Annotated in this window: 16 protein-coding genes, 1 tRNA gene and 1 pseudogene; 7 read left to right on the top strand and 11 right to left on the bottom strand. The window is 66.3% G+C overall.

Annotation, left to right across the window (positions count from 1 at the left end; translation table 11 throughout):
• Positions 1-11 precede the first annotated feature (11 nt).
• Complete coding sequence (locus QP609_RS01360) at positions 12-818, top strand: hypothetical protein (RefSeq protein WP_197621757.1); 807 nt, start codon at positions 12-14, stop codon at positions 816-818.
• A 73-nt stretch (positions 819-891) separates the two neighbouring features.
• Here the strand turns inward: QP609_RS01360 and QP609_RS01355 are convergent, their stop codons facing one another.
• The 3 genes from QP609_RS01355 to rocF form a co-directional block, all read right to left on the bottom strand.
• Complete coding sequence (locus QP609_RS01355) at positions 892-1,113, bottom strand: CsbD family protein (RefSeq protein WP_004153772.1); 222 nt, start codon at positions 1,111-1,113, stop codon at positions 892-894.
• 202 nt (positions 1,114-1,315) lie between these two features.
• A complete protein-coding gene (locus QP609_RS01350; protein WP_014035659.1) occupies positions 1,316-1,453 on the bottom strand; it encodes an entericidin A/B family lipoprotein in 138 nt (45 codons plus the stop codon).
• A gap of 160 nt (positions 1,454-1,613) precedes the next feature.
• Complete coding sequence (gene rocF, locus QP609_RS01345) at positions 1,614-2,534, bottom strand: arginase (RefSeq protein WP_197621758.1); 921 nt, start codon at positions 2,532-2,534, stop codon at positions 1,614-1,616.
• Positions 2,535-2,742: 208 nt separating this feature from the next.
• On the opposite strand from rocF, the gene QP609_RS01340 reads away from it, so the two are divergent.
• From QP609_RS01340 to QP609_RS01330, 3 genes are all read left to right on the top strand, one after another.
• Entirely contained in the window at positions 2,743-3,258 is a 516-nt protein-coding gene (locus tag QP609_RS01340) for a hypothetical protein (RefSeq protein ID WP_289213848.1), read from the top strand.
• A gap of 179 nt (positions 3,259-3,437) precedes the next feature.
• On the top strand, positions 3,438-4,193 hold the full coding sequence (locus QP609_RS01335; protein WP_197621759.1) for an SGNH/GDSL hydrolase family protein: 756 nt from the start codon (positions 3,438-3,440) through the stop codon (positions 4,191-4,193).
• Positions 4,194-4,660: 467 nt separating this feature from the next.
• Positions 4,661-5,020 (top strand): hypothetical protein, encoded by a 360-nt coding sequence (locus QP609_RS01330; protein WP_289213847.1) that lies wholly within the window; start codon positions 4,661-4,663, stop codon positions 5,018-5,020.
• A gap of 24 nt (positions 5,021-5,044) precedes the next feature.
• Here the strand turns inward: QP609_RS01330 and QP609_RS01325 are convergent, their stop codons facing one another.
• Positions 5,045-5,815, bottom strand: a complete 771-nt coding sequence (locus QP609_RS01325) for a DUF3011 domain-containing protein (protein ID WP_289213846.1) — start codon at positions 5,813-5,815, stop codon at positions 5,045-5,047.
• Between the two features lie 594 nt (positions 5,816-6,409).
• Between QP609_RS01325 and QP609_RS01320 the strand changes: the two genes are divergently transcribed.
• Entirely contained in the window at positions 6,410-6,811 is a 402-nt protein-coding gene (locus QP609_RS01320; protein WP_197621761.1) for a hypothetical protein, read from the top strand.
• A gap of 172 nt (positions 6,812-6,983) precedes the next feature.
• On the opposite strand, the gene QP609_RS01315 is transcribed toward QP609_RS01320, so the two are convergent.
• The 6 genes and pseudogenes from QP609_RS01315 to birA all read right to left on the bottom strand — a co-directional run bounded on the left by QP609_RS01315 (position 6,984) and on the right by birA (position 10,514).
• Complete coding sequence (locus QP609_RS01315; RefSeq protein WP_197621762.1) at positions 6,984-7,286, bottom strand: addiction module antidote protein; 303 nt, start codon at positions 7,284-7,286, stop codon at positions 6,984-6,986.
• Between the two features lie 58 nt (positions 7,287-7,344).
• Positions 7,345-7,631, bottom strand: a pseudogene (locus tag QP609_RS01310) (type II toxin-antitoxin system RelE/ParE family toxin).
• A gap of 206 nt (positions 7,632-7,837) precedes the next feature.
• Positions 7,838-7,913: transfer RNA gene (locus tag QP609_RS01305), tRNA-Thr, on the bottom strand.
• A 40-nt stretch (positions 7,914-7,953) separates the two neighbouring features.
• Positions 7,954-8,808 (bottom strand): SPOR domain-containing protein, encoded by an 855-nt coding sequence (locus QP609_RS01300; protein ID WP_197621763.1) that lies wholly within the window; start codon positions 8,806-8,808, stop codon positions 7,954-7,956.
• 9 nt (positions 8,809-8,817) lie between these two features.
• A complete protein-coding gene (locus tag QP609_RS01295) occupies positions 8,818-9,549 on the bottom strand; it encodes a type III pantothenate kinase (protein ID WP_053494627.1) in 732 nt (243 codons plus the stop codon).
• Positions 9,546-10,514, bottom strand: a complete 969-nt coding sequence (gene birA, locus QP609_RS01290; protein WP_014645623.1) for a bifunctional biotin--[acetyl-CoA-carboxylase] ligase/biotin operon repressor BirA — start codon at positions 10,512-10,514, stop codon at positions 9,546-9,548. Before birA ends, QP609_RS01295 begins: the two co-directional genes overlap by 4 nt.
• Before the next feature lie 144 nt (positions 10,515-10,658).
• On the opposite strand from birA, the gene QP609_RS01285 reads away from it, so the two are divergent.
• A complete protein-coding gene (locus QP609_RS01285) occupies positions 10,659-10,943 on the top strand; it encodes a hypothetical protein (RefSeq protein ID WP_142235555.1) in 285 nt (94 codons plus the stop codon).
• Entirely contained in the window at positions 10,910-11,701 is a 792-nt protein-coding gene (locus QP609_RS01280) for a M90 family metallopeptidase (protein ID WP_167692531.1), read from the top strand. Before QP609_RS01285 ends, QP609_RS01280 begins: the two co-directional genes overlap by 34 nt.
• A gap of 85 nt (positions 11,702-11,786) precedes the next feature.
• Here QP609_RS01280 and QP609_RS01275 read toward each other — a convergent pair whose 3' ends face one another.
• Entirely contained in the window at positions 11,787-13,211 is a 1,425-nt protein-coding gene (locus QP609_RS01275; RefSeq protein WP_014645620.1) for a sensor histidine kinase, read from the bottom strand.
• Between the last annotated feature and the right edge of the window lie 16 nt (positions 13,212-13,227).

The following is a 13,227-nucleotide window of genomic DNA, read 5'->3' as shown; positions in this document are numbered from 1 at the left end:
GGAGACGCCCGATGAAACGCCTGCTGCCCCTGCTGCTGATCCTGCCCCTGGCCGGCTTCCGCCCGGCGCCGCCTCCGCCACCGGCCTACGAAGGCGGCCCGGTGCGCATGACCCTGGTCGACCGCGACCGTGGCACCGAACTGCGCAGCTACCCCGCCGAGGGCCAGCGCTGGGTGGCCGGCGAGCGCGGCCACCGCTACGCCGTGCGCCTGCACAACGACAGCCCGCGCCGGGTGCTGGTGGTGCTGTCGGTGGACGGCGTCAACGCCATCTCCGGCGAGGATGCCGATCCCTCGCAGACCGGCTACGTGCTCAACCCCGGCCAGCGCGCCGACATCACCGGCTGGCGCAAGAGCCAGGACGAAGTGGCGCAGTTCGTGTTCAGCAGCCCCAGCGGCAGCTATGCCAGCCGCACCGGCCGCCCGGACAACATCGGCGTTGTGGGCGTGGCGGTGTTCGAAGAGGCACGTCGCTGGCGCCCCGAGCCGATCCTGCGCCGTGGCCTGCCGCTGCCGGCCCCGGCGGCCGAAGCGGCGGCCGATGCCAGTGCCAGTGCCAATGCCAGCCGCATCGAAGGCTACGCCAGCAAGTCGCAGGCCCCAGCGCTGGGTACCGGCCATGGTGCGCGCGAGCAGTCCTCGGTGCGCGATACCGACTTCGAGCGCGCCAGCCGCAGCCCCGCACAGGTATTGCAGCTGCGCTACGACAGCGCCCGCAACCTGCATGCGCGCGGCATCCTGGTGGATTCGCCCTCGCGCCTGCCGCGCGAACCGCAGGCTTTCCCCAACCGCTACGTGCCGGACCCGCCGGCGCGCTGATCGTCCGGCGCAGACAACACGACGCCCGCAACCTCACGGTGCGGGCGTCGTGTTGTGGGGGAAACCGAAGCGCTTACTTGTAGTCCGGATAGTCCTTGCTCACCGCGTCCTGGAACTCGCGCACTTCCTTCTCCGCGCGGTCCTTGGCCCAGCCATAACGTTCCTGCAGGCGGCCGGCCAGATACTCGGCATTGCCTTCGGCCACATCGAAATCGTCGTTGGTCAGATCGCCCCACTTGGCCTGGGCCTTGCCCTTCAGCTGCGACCACTTGCCGGAAATGATGTCTTTGTTCATTGCTGGGAGTCCTTGGTTGCAACGGCGTTCTTACCGTGGCTCCAGCTTCGCGCAGCGGCTGTTGAGTACCGGTCAACCGGCAATGAAATACATGCTCACCTGCTTGAATGGTTCACTCCGCTTCGACGGCCATGCGGCAAACAGCGCGCACAAAAAAGGCCGGGAAGATTCCCGGCCTTTTCGCTTCCAATCCGCGCCGGGCTCACTTGCCCTTGGCGGCGTCCTCAACTTTTTCACCGGCCTTCTGCACGTCCTTGCCGGCACCGGCAACGGTATTGCAACCGGCCAGCAGGGCCACCGAGAACATCGACAACAGCATCAGGGCAACTACGCGCTTCATGGGCTTCTCCTTGGGTTCGCCGCTACACCGCTTCATTCGCGGATGGGGTTCTGTCGCTCGGCGGGAGGGCACACTGCCACCGCCGCCGCGTGAAGTGCAATCTGGCGGCAGCGGCGTGGAGCGGGTGTGAACGGATCGGCGATCCGTTCAGGCCAGGCCCTCAGTCGCGCATCAGGGTGGACTTGCCGAACAGGCTTTCGACCAGGTCCACGGCCAGTTCGGCGGTGGCATTCTGCTTGTCCAGCAAGGGGTTGAGCTCGACGATGTCCAGCGATCCCATGCGCCCGGTGTCGGCGATCATCTCCATCACCAGCTGCGCCTCGCGGTAGTTCACCCCACCCGGCACCGTGGTGCCCACGCCCGGTGCGATGCTGGGGTCGAGGAAGTCCACATCGAAGCTGACATGCAGGTGGGTGTTCTCATCGATGCCGGCCAGCGCCGCCTCCACCGCGCGCTTCATGCCGTTCTCATCGATGTAGCGCATGTCGTACACATCCACCTTGTGGGTCTTGATCAGGCGCTTCTCCTCCGGGTCCACCGAGCGGATGCCGATCTGGTGCATCTGCGCCGGGGTGATCGCCGGTGCGCTGCCGCCCAGGTGGGTCAGCGCCTCCGGGCCGAGGCCGCACAGGCAGGCCACCGGCATGCCGTGGATGTTGCCCGACGGGGTGACATCGCTGGTGTTGAAATCCGAATGCGCATCCAGCCACAGCACGCGCAGGGTCTTGTCCTGCTCGCGGCACCAGCGCGCGACGGCGGTGATCGAACCGATCCCCAGGCAGTGGTCGCCGCCGAGCATGATGGGCATGCGGCCGGCCTGCAGCTCGGCGTAGCTGGCTTCCATCAGTGCATGGTTCCACGCCACCACTTCATCCAGATGGCGGTAGCCTTCCACCGGCGCGGTCCACGGGTTGCGCGGGCCATCCAGATTGCCCACGTCACGGACGTCCACACCACGTGCTTCCAGCGCCTCCGGCAGGCCCGCCACGCGCAGCGCCTCCGGCCCCAGCCGTGCACCGCGATGGCCCGCACCGACGTCGGTGGGAACGCCAATCAGGGATACGGAGATGGGATGGGCCATGGGTGCCTCCTGCGGTGGGAAAAAAGAAGCACAGTCTAGCCAGAGCTGTGTGACACCACTCGCGGCGGTGCAGCAGGGCAATACCCGGATCGCCGCGAGCACAAAGGCGCCCCGGTCAGGCATTCCAGCGCTGAGCGGTCAGAAATCCGCCCTTCCTTGATCCACTTCACACCCGAGTCGGCATCGCCTCTTACCCACGGCGGTCCTTGTGTCCACCCTGCGTCGGCACCCGGACGGTGCGGCTTCATTTCCCCAACCCTGGAGAACGACGCACATGAAACATGCACTCAATGGATTTGCGGTACTGGCAATTGCCCTGGGCGGACTGTTTCCGGCAGCTGCCAATGCCTCCTCGCAACGCATCACGCATACGGTGACCACCGACGCGTATCCCATGCAGACGGCGAGCGCACGCCAGGTGCTCGACTGGGTGGCGCAGCGGGTAAAGCCGTCGTTCGCCCCGCAGGGCTACGGCAACGTACAGGTGGAACGGCGTGCATTCTCGGTGGGGCGCGCGTCTGCACGCGCGGATGAATCGATTCCGGGAAAGCTGCCGGAGCAGGGCATTCCCGGTGAGATCTACCGGGTGGAAAACCTGCTTCCCGACGGCTCCCTGCAGACGTGGGAATTCACCTGGGTGGAACCCTCGTCCGGCCATGGCGGCGGCTGGGATGTCACCGGGTACACCTACAAGAAGGGAAATGACCCGGTAAACCAGCAATAGCGGGACGCTGCCCTGCCCCGCCCCAGGCACGACGCCGCGGAATCTCGGCAAATCGGCGTCAGGCGCGCGGCAAGCAGGCCCCCGAACAATCGCGAGGACCTGCTGCAGCCTGTGGCTTGACGACCGATCAGGAACGAATCGGTACCGATAGCGGCATTCGGGAGGGGTAGAATCCGTCCATGATCTTCATACTCCGACTAGCACGACTGGCCGCCGTTTCGCCCCTCCTTGTCGCCTGCTCTGCGCCCGTCACTACTGCAGATGCTGCGGCTCCGGTTGATGCGACAACGAAGCAGATCCTCATCGAGGAATATGGCGACTCCACGACCGTAGGCTACACCGCCACGCCTTCCGGAACGATCATCGCCGCGATGAATCAGCCCAACACACTGCAGCGTTTGCTGCGGACAGAGTACGGTGATCGTGTCGTTGTGAAGAACGAAGGGATTGGCGGAATTCAATCCTCAGATGCGCTGAACGGGACCGACGGAATTCACCAGTCGTGGGAGTCTGTCATGGCGAAATCCCATGCCCAGATCGTGACCCTGAACTTTGGGCTTGGCGATGCCTATCTGTTCTCCCGTCCAGAGTCTGGGAAGATCTCCGCATCACCACAGGAATACAAGCGCGTGATGGGCGAGCTGGTTCGTATTGCAAGAGAACATGGCAAAACCGTGGTGATCTACGAGCCCAATCCATCGTGCCACCCCGCCCGAGAAACAGGGATGCCGTACTACGTGATGCATCTCGATCAGTTGGGCCACGAGATGAACATACCAATAGCTTCCCAATTCTGGGCATTGCTTGCCAGGCCCAATTGGCGAGAGCTGCTGTCTGACTGTACACACCCTACTCCCGAGCTCTACCAGCTGAAAGGTGAGAACGCGTACAAGGTGCTTCGACCAATCGTGAAGCAGATCATCGACGCCAGCTGACATCCTATGCAATCGGAGAATGCTGTAAGTCCCAGGTTTCAACCGAACCTGAGCGCAACCTCCGTCAAGTCCACAATGAAGATAGCGGTGGTTCGCGGCCCCATCGTTACACCGCCGACCGGGAACGTGTTGGGGGTTACGACGACGTACAGGTGGAACGGCGCGCGTTCTCCGTAGGGCGCGCGTCTGCACGCTCGGATGAATCGATTCCCGGCAAGCTGCCGGAGCAGGGCATTCCCGGTGAGATCTACCGGGTGGAGAACCCGCTTCCCGACGGCTCCCTGTAGACGTGGGAATTCACCTGGGTGGAACCCTCGTCCGGCCATGGCGGCGGCTGGGATGTCACCGGGTACACCTACAAGAAGGGAAATGACCCGGTAAACCCGCGCTGACCTCCGTCCTGGCGTGCCGCAGCGGTGCAGCAGTGAAACGGCATGGCATGATGCCGCACTGACCTGCCGCCTTTCATGGAAGATTGTGATGTCGCCCTTTATCAACACCGCCTGGCCACGCTTCTTCATCGTCGCGCTGCCCATCCTTTTTCTGCGGTTCTGTTGAACAGCTTGATCGATGCGTCGCCGAACGGCTGGCTGATGCAGGCGGTGCTGCTGCTGACGCCATTCTCGCTTCTGCTGTTCTTGGCGTTCGGTTGGCAGCGTCTGCGCAAGGCGCACGCTGAGTATCCGATTCTGACAAGCGAACTGGACCGCATGTTGGCGGCGTTGATCGGCAACGTTAAGGTGGCCGCGGCGTGGTTCGGCCTGACCGTCATTGGTGTGTTCACCCTGATACTGGCATGGGTGCTACTGCGAACACCAGGCGGCTGACGGAGGCCCCCGCCCACGGCGAACTCAACCGCCGCGGCGACGAACCGGCGTCAGGCTCTGCACCTGGCCGTTGTTGCGCATCATGCACAAGAAGCGGCCATCGGGGTAATCGATGATCAGTTCCTGGTAGTCGCTACCCACCGGCATCTGGGTCACCAGCGTGCCCTGCGCGCCCTTGCGCATATTGCAGGAGCCCAGCGCGGTATCACCCGCCGGCGCGCTGTACGCCACCTTGGACACATTGCGGAACACCGCCCGGCACCCGGCGTTCACCCATACCGAGTGCCGCGACAGGCCCCAGTTCTGCCCTTGTTCGCAGCGGGTGTGGCTCAGCTGGCGCACCACCTCCACGTTGCCGCGCGTATCCATGTCGCACGACACCTGCTGCTGGTCGGTGGATTCGCAGGTCACCTCGCGCGGCAGCGCCGCATCGCTGTCGTCATCGTGGCGACGGCGATCGCGATGCTCTTCCCGCGCCGGCGTTCCGCTGGCACTGACCTGGCAGATGCCATTGGCGCCGCCACGGCCGGTGTAGCTGATCTGCGGCGTGCCATCCTCGCTGCTGCTGATCGACAACGTGATGCCGCTATTGGCATCGCGTGCTTCGACGTAGCGGTCGTTGAAGCGCTTGAGCGCCGCCTCGCGGCCCTGCACGTAGACGGGGCCGCCTTCGTCGGCGTGCACATCGATACCGCCCGGGCAGCTGGCGTTGAAGAACGGCACCGCGGCCATGGCCGGGGGCACGAAAGCGGTGGACACCAGTGCGACGGTGAGCGACAGGGCATGGCGACGCATGTGCGGATCCCGAAGGGGCCCAGGTGGGCGTGTAGCCGCAGTATGCGGTGGGGCGCTGCGGGCGGTCCGTGAGGAATATCAAGATCCGGGTAGCGCGCGTGGGGATTCACGTCTGGTATCGTTGCCTTGGTGCCTTACCGAGGCTGTTAAGCCAGCTTTACGTCGCACGCTACTGTAAGCCGTGCGGCAACAGTGGCGCGGCCCGGATGGCCGATGATGACGGCACTGCGCGATATGTCGCTTCTGGCATTGCGATGCTCGAAACAGGCCAAACGCGATAATTCATTTTTCGTTTCAGATCACCCGATGCCATCGAAACAAACGACTGGCAGGCGGGGATTTCGCGTGCGCATGATGAATCGCCACCTGCAAAAGGTGGTCGGGACTTCCAAGCCCGTGTTGTCAACGATGTATACGCTTGCCAGCCGGCGTCGTCCTTTCAGGGGCGGCGCCGGCTGGCAATCCGTTAGCCGATCGACGGCGGGCGGTGCGTGGGGGCCTCGTGCCCGCCGATTCGTTGACCCGGTCTTGGAAGCCACGCATCGCCCGCCACCCTATCGTGGCGGCACCTCTGTTCCTGACGAGGATGCCCGCATGTCCAGAACCCACCACCCCTACCTGACCGCCACCTTGGGCGAGGCCGCCCTGCGCCTGCCACCCGAACTGGCGCAGCCGTTGGAAGCCGCTTTTGCCGCTGCGAACGAGGCAGCCGCGCCGATCAATCTTCCCAGCTGCCTGCAGCGCATCCGCGCCGGTGATGCCGCCGATGGACAGCCGTGGCAAGGACCGGCCAGCACACCCGGCCAAGCCGTGGCCGCCGCTCGCCGGGACCGCGCTGCGGTGGATCTGGTGTCGTTGTTGGAGCTATATCACGCCGCCGAACGCGTGCGCGTGGACGGGGAAGAGAAGGACGATATCGGCGACAGCACGCGCGAAGGACTGATGCTGGCCTGCCGGGGGCTGGCGGAGTATCTGTCGTTGCAGGTGCGTAGCTGAGGCTGCGGCGGTCGCAGTGTCTGTGCGGCGTTGATCGATGGATTTGCCCACGTCATGCATTGAGCTGGCTCAGCGGGTTGGGGCGAGAAAACTGGCGAAAGGCGGTTCCTTCATTTTCGTTCCACCGCCTTCGACCGACGCGGTGCCGACGCATCATGATCGGCGCATGCGCTTATGCAGCGCTGGCGTGCAATCGCACACCCAGGGCCCGGATCACCTTCAGGATGGTCGCGAAATCAGGGCTGCGCTCGCCGGACAGTGCGCGATACAGACTCTCGCGTGACAGGCCTGCCGCACGCGCAACCTTGCTCATGCCCTGAGCGCGAGCGATATCGCCAAGCGCCTTGGCGATGAAGGCAGAATCGCCCTCGCTTTCTTCGATGCAGGCGTCGAGATAAGCCGCCATCTCCTCCGGTGTCCGAAGATGTTCGGCCACATCAATTGCTTTGAGTTCGACTTTTTTCTTAGTGGCCATGATGGAACAGCTCCAGTACTTCGGTATTGATTCGTTTCGACTACAGCCGGTTCGACGCTCACAGGGCACGTGCAATCTCCTTGGCCGTCTCTATATCGCGCCGCTGCGAACCTTGTCGCCTCCAACCAGAAGAATCACCCACTGCCTGCCGCGCTGGGTGTAGTACAGGCGGTAGCCCGGCCCTGCATCGATACGCAGTTCGGAAATACCGTCCTCCAGATAGCGGTGATCACCCGGATGGCCTTCGGCGAGCCGACCGATGCGGGCCAAGATGCGAGCGCGTGCAGTTACGTCCTTGAGAGCGTCAATCCATGTCGCGAACTGACGGGTACGCTGGATCTTCATGGAAAAATGTAGCCTACTGGCTACACATTTTCAACTGCGAGAAACGCGCATCAACCACGAAGCACGCGCACAGGCAGGTGGGACGCGCCTCGTCAGGTGCAAGATGAGATAACAGCAAGGAAGGAAAAGAAGGGGAGAGACGCAGCAGGGAGCAGTGCTCGACCGATTACTGCGCCGCCGTGTCGAGCTGCACAACTGGAGTTTGATGGTGCCGCTTATCCGAATCGAACGGATGACCTACTGTTTACAAGACAGTTGCTCTACCAACTGAGCTAAAGCGGCATGGGTGGTGCACCGGCGGCAGCGCCGCGGTCCGGGGATTCTAGCGCAACCGCGTGCATTCCAGCGACCGGCTCTGTGCCGCCCCGCTGCGCTGCTGGGCCTGGGCCGGCTGCGTACCCGCCGCCAGTTGTCCTTCCAGCCACCATTGGCCGGCGTCGCCGCTGGCCACCAGGCGCGGCTGGAAGCCGGCGGCCTGCACCGCTGCCATGCGGCGCTCGGCGCCTTCGCGGTTGCGGTACTGGCCCAGCGCCACGGCGTTGGCCTCCTCGCCCTGGCTGATGATGTAGTAGTCGCTCAGGCCGGCGGCGACGATGCGTTTCACGGTGGCCTGCGCTTCATCACGGTTGGCGGCGGCCGGCAGCATCACCCGGTAACGGGCGCTGCCGCTGGCAGCGGGCTGTTCGCGCAGGCGCGCCTGGCTGAGCAGCGCGCCGGCCTTGCCTTGCGCAGTGGTCGCGACGGCGCGGTCGGCGAACGGACCCAGCGCGACGCAACGCGGCGGCTCGGCGGCCGCGGGCGGGGTTAAGGGCTTTTCCGGTACCGGAACGGGTGCAGGCGGTGCTGCCGGCTTGGCAGCGGCAGCAATCGGCGTAGCGTCAGCCGTCTGCGGCTTGGGAATTTCCGGCTTGGCCGGCACGGCCGGCGCGGGTGCGGGCGTCGCAGCCACTGCGGTCTTCGCGGCCGGTTCGCGCTCCATCAGCGGTGCGGTCGGGGCGGCGGCGGTGGCCTCGGCTGCGGCATTGGCATCCGCGCCACCGGGCACCCAGCGCAGCTCGGCGACGCCAGCCGGTTGCGGTGCAGGCGCAGGCGGCTGCGGTGCATCGCGCAGCAGCCACCAGCAGGCGACGCCAAGATTGAGAACGGCCAGTACGACGATCAGGGCACGGGTCAGCATGCGCGGATACTAGCCTGCGGGCTGGTGCACCGCCCAGCGGGCGAGGCCATCCAGCACCAGCGAGGGGTGGTAGTCGGCACCCGGCAGCAACGGCATCAGTGCCGGTGCGCCGCCACCGTGCACCAGCAGCGAGGGCGCTACGCCCAGCAGCGCGTGCGCCTGCTGCGCACTGCGTTCAATCAGCGCCACCGCAGCGCCATCGCAACCGGAGGCCAGCGCATCGGCGGTGTCGTTGGCGAACTCGCTGTAGTCGCCGCCGGCAGCCGGCAGCTGCACGGCGCGGGCGTGCAGCGCTTCGCGCATGGTCGTGGGCGACGCGGAAATGCGGCCACCGTGGTGCTGGCCGTCGGCGTCGAGCAGGTCAATCGTCAGCGCGGTGCCCACGCCGACCACCAGCACCGGGCGCTGTGCCTTTGCGGCAGCCAGCAGGGCCAGGAAGCGGTCGACGCCGAACTTTTCCGGCTTGGCGTAGGCAATGCGCACACCGGCGCATTCGGCGCTGGTGCGCACCACGTGCACGTTTTCGAAGCGGCGTTGCAGCTGGTCCAGCATGGCGCTGGTCAGCGAGGGTGCGGCCACGCTGGCCACGAACGCGGTGGTACCGCTGGGCAGGCTGTGCGGCGGCTGCCTGGCCATCCCTTCGGCGCCATGCGCCCAGGCCTGCACGTCACCGGCACGGTCACCCTGCAACGGCGCGAACTTGAAGCGCGAGTTGCCGAGGTCGAACAACCAATCGCTCATGCTGCCCTCACGCTGACTTCGCCGGCGTGCAGCAGGCGCTCCTGGCCATCGATGCGCACGCGCAATGCGCCGTCATCGGCCAGGCCAAGCGCGGTACCGTGCTGCCACTGCCCGTCCAGTTCCACGCGTACTTCGCGGCCGGCCAGCATGTCGAAGGCGGCGTAGCGCGGCAGGAACGGAGCGAGGCCTTCGCGATCGAATTCCTCCAGCGCCGGCAGCAGACGGGCCAGCACAGCGGCAACGACCACGTTGCGGTCCACCGGCTTGCCGGCCAGGGTGTCCAGGTCCACCCACGGCTGGCTGATCTGCTCGGCGAACGACGGCGGCATGTGCGTGTTGATGCCGATGCCGATCACCGCGCGCGCCGGGCCGGCGTATTCGCCACCGCCCTCTGCGAGCAGGCCGACCAGCTTGCGCTTGCCATCGACGATCAGGTCGTTCGGCCACTTCAGCTGTGCCTGGGCATAGCCCAGGTCGTGCAGCGCTTCAGCCACGGCGATGCCGGCCACCAGGCTCAGCCCGGCCAGGCGGCCGAGGCCACCGGAGTACAGGCGCAGCACCGACAGGTAGATATGCGCGGCCAGCGGCGAGGCCCAGGTGCGGCCACGACGGCCACGGCCACCGGTCTGGCGTTCGGCCAGCAGCACGCTGACCCCGCGCTGGGGCGCGCTGCACCGCAGCAATTCAGCGTTGGTGGAGTCCACCGTCCAGGCCACCTGCAGGTCGTGCAGCAGCGGCAGAACCCCGGCCGGCAGGCCAGCACGGATCGCCGCCGGGTCCAGCAGGTCAACCGGGCGGGTCAGGCCATAGCCCTCGCCGGCACGGCCCTCGACATCCACACCGGCGGCCCTAAGCCCTTGAATACGCTTCCAAATAGCCGCACGGGTCTGGCCCAGCTCACGGGCCAGGGCGTCGCCGGACAGGCGACCGGCAGCGAGTTTGGCCAGCAATTGGCGATCGTCCACGGCAGCTTCCACGAAGTCAGGCAGGAATTATGCGGGAAAGCCGCCAGCGACGCCCGCCACGCTGGGTTCCGCGGGGGCTTCCAACGGGGCGCCGGGTTCGGGCTAGAATCGGGAACTCACCCTCCCTTAACGTGGATGTCGTCAATGCGCCGTTATGCCCATTGCCTGATCGTGCTGATGATGCCCTTCGCGGCGTCTGCGACGGCAGCGCTGGACGACAGCCGCGGCGCCTGCGTGTCCTCCAACGGTGATGCCGCCTCGCAGCGCGCGCCGACCGCGACTGCCTCGGCTGCGACCACCAAGCCGGCACCGGTACGCCCTGCGGCCAGCAGTGCCACCAGCACCGGGGGCGGCGGCAGCGACGATGACGTGCTGCAGCGCATCCGTGCGCCGAAGTGGCACAGCTACCTGCCGGGAATGTTCCGCTGATCAAGTCGTTGCTGCAGTGGCTGCGGCCTACGCCGCGGCCGATCGACGATGCACTGTGGGAACACGCCTGCCGCCGCGCGGCCTGGCTGGACGGACTGGACGACGAACGCCGCGCGCGCCTGCGCGTACTGGCCACGCGCTTCCTGCACGAGAAGACCATCACCCCGATCGGTGAGCTGCAGCTGCAGGCCGGTGACGGCGTGCTGCTGGCCGCGCTGTGCTGCCTGCCGCTGCTGGCGTTCGGTGAGGTGGGGCTGGAGGGCTGGTCGCAGCTGATCGTCTACCCCGATGCCTTCCGCGTGCACCGCAGCCACATGGATGCGGCTGGCGTGCTGCACGAGTGGGATGACGAGCTGATCGGCGAGTCGTGGGACAGCGGTCCGTTGATCCTGTCCTGGGCCGATGTGCAGGCCGACCTGGCGGCGCCGCACGAGGGCTACTGCGTGGCGGTGCACGAGATGGTGCACAAGCTGGATGCGCTCGATGGTGCGATGGACGGTACGCCGCCGCTGCCGCGCGAATGGCAGCGCGAGTGGGCGGGCACGTTCCAGCGCGCCTACGACGCGTTCTGTGCGCAGGTGGACGCAGGCGAAGAGACGCTGATCGATCCGTATGCGGCCGAGGCGCCGGAAGAGTTCTTCGCGGTGGCCAGCGAGTACCACTTCTCGGCACCGGATCTGCTGCAGCAGGCGTTGCCGGAGGTGGCGGCGCAGCTGCGACGGTTCTACGGCGAGCCGCCCAGGATCGCAATGCGGTAGTGCCGGCCGCTGGCCGGCAACCCCATGATCTTCGATGGCATTGCTTGGTTGCCGGCCAGCGGCCAGCACTACCGATCAACGAGGCTTACGGCCCTGGCGGCAGGCGCACTTCGAAGCGGGCGCCGCCCAGTTCGGCCGAACGGCCCACGGTCAGTTCGCCGCGGTAATCCTTGATCAGGTCCTGCACGATCGACAGGCCGATGCCGTGGCCCTGCACGCGCTCGTCGCCACGCACGCCACGCTGCAGCACCTTGCCGATGTCGTCCGGGGCAATGCCCGGGCCGTCGTCATCCACCGCCAGCAGCAGGCCGGCGCGGCGCGCGTTCGGGGCCGGCAGCGGCTGCGCGGTCAGCAGCACGCGGCGGTTGGCCCACTTGAAGGCGTTCTCCAGCAGGTTGCCGAGCAGTTCCTGCAGGTCGCCCGGTTCGCCGTGGAAGCGTGCGGCCGGATCGATATCGAATTCGCACAGCACGCCCTTGGAAGCGTAGACCTTTTCCAGCCCACGCACGATTTCCTCGGCATTGGACTCGATCGGCAGCGGCGCGGAGAACAGCTTGTGGCCCGAGGAGGCCGCGCGCGCCAGCTGGTACGAAACCAGGTTGTTCATGCGCTGCAACTGCACGTCCAGTTCTTCGCGCAGCGCGCCGTCGCCGGCACCGCTGTCCATCTGCGTGCGCAACACGGCAATCGGCGTTTTCAGGCTGTGCGCCAGGTCGGCCAGGGTGTTGCGCTGGCGCTCGAGGTTCTCGCGCTCGCTTTCGATGAAGGCGTTGATGCTGTCAGTCAGCGGTTCCAGCTCGCGCGGGTGGCGCTCGCTCATGCGCTCGGTCTCGCCGCGCTGCACCTTGGTCAACTCGGTGATCACCCGGCGCAACGGGCGCAGGCTCCACTGCAGGATGACGGTCTGCAGCAGCAGCAGGATCAGGCCGATGCCGCCCAGGTAGAACCAGACGCGGCCACGGAACACGCGCAGCTGGGCACCCAGCGCGCGCGAGTCTTCCATCACATAGATGGTGTACGGGAATTCGGTGGCAGGATCGGCGTCGGCGCCCCACACCAGGCCGAGGCCGTAGCGGTACACCGAGCCTTGGCTGCCGTCGATCTGGATCATCGGCAGCGGGCCTTCGAACACCTCCTGACGCGGTGCCAGCAGGCCGCCGCCCACGGTGGGCAGCATCGGGCCTTCGGCGGACATCGAATTGCCCTTGCCGTGCGGCATCACCACCTGCAGGTACAGGCCACTGCCCGGCACGTCGAAGCGCGAATCCGGCGGCTGCTCGCGGATATACAGCGAGCGGTCACGGGTGAAGTCGATGCCGGCCGCGTATGAGGTGGCGTAGTTCTTCAGGCGCTCGCGCAGGTTTGCCTTCGCCGTATCGGCGAAGGCGGCGTCGAGCGCGTAACCGGCCAGGGCCAGGAACGCCACCAGGCCCACGGACGCGGCGAGCATCTGGCGCGCCTGCAGTGAGCGCGGCCGCCAGCGTCGGAAGAACCACAGACGGCCGGACATCGTGTTATCGCCAGGG

The sequence above is a fragment of the Stenotrophomonas sp. 8(2023) genome (assembly GCF_030345295.1).
Taxonomy (GTDB): Bacteria; Pseudomonadota; Gammaproteobacteria; order Xanthomonadales; family Xanthomonadaceae; genus Stenotrophomonas; species Stenotrophomonas muris.
Note: the sequence above shows the minus strand (reverse complement) of the source record. Positions and strands in the feature narration are given on the sequence as shown.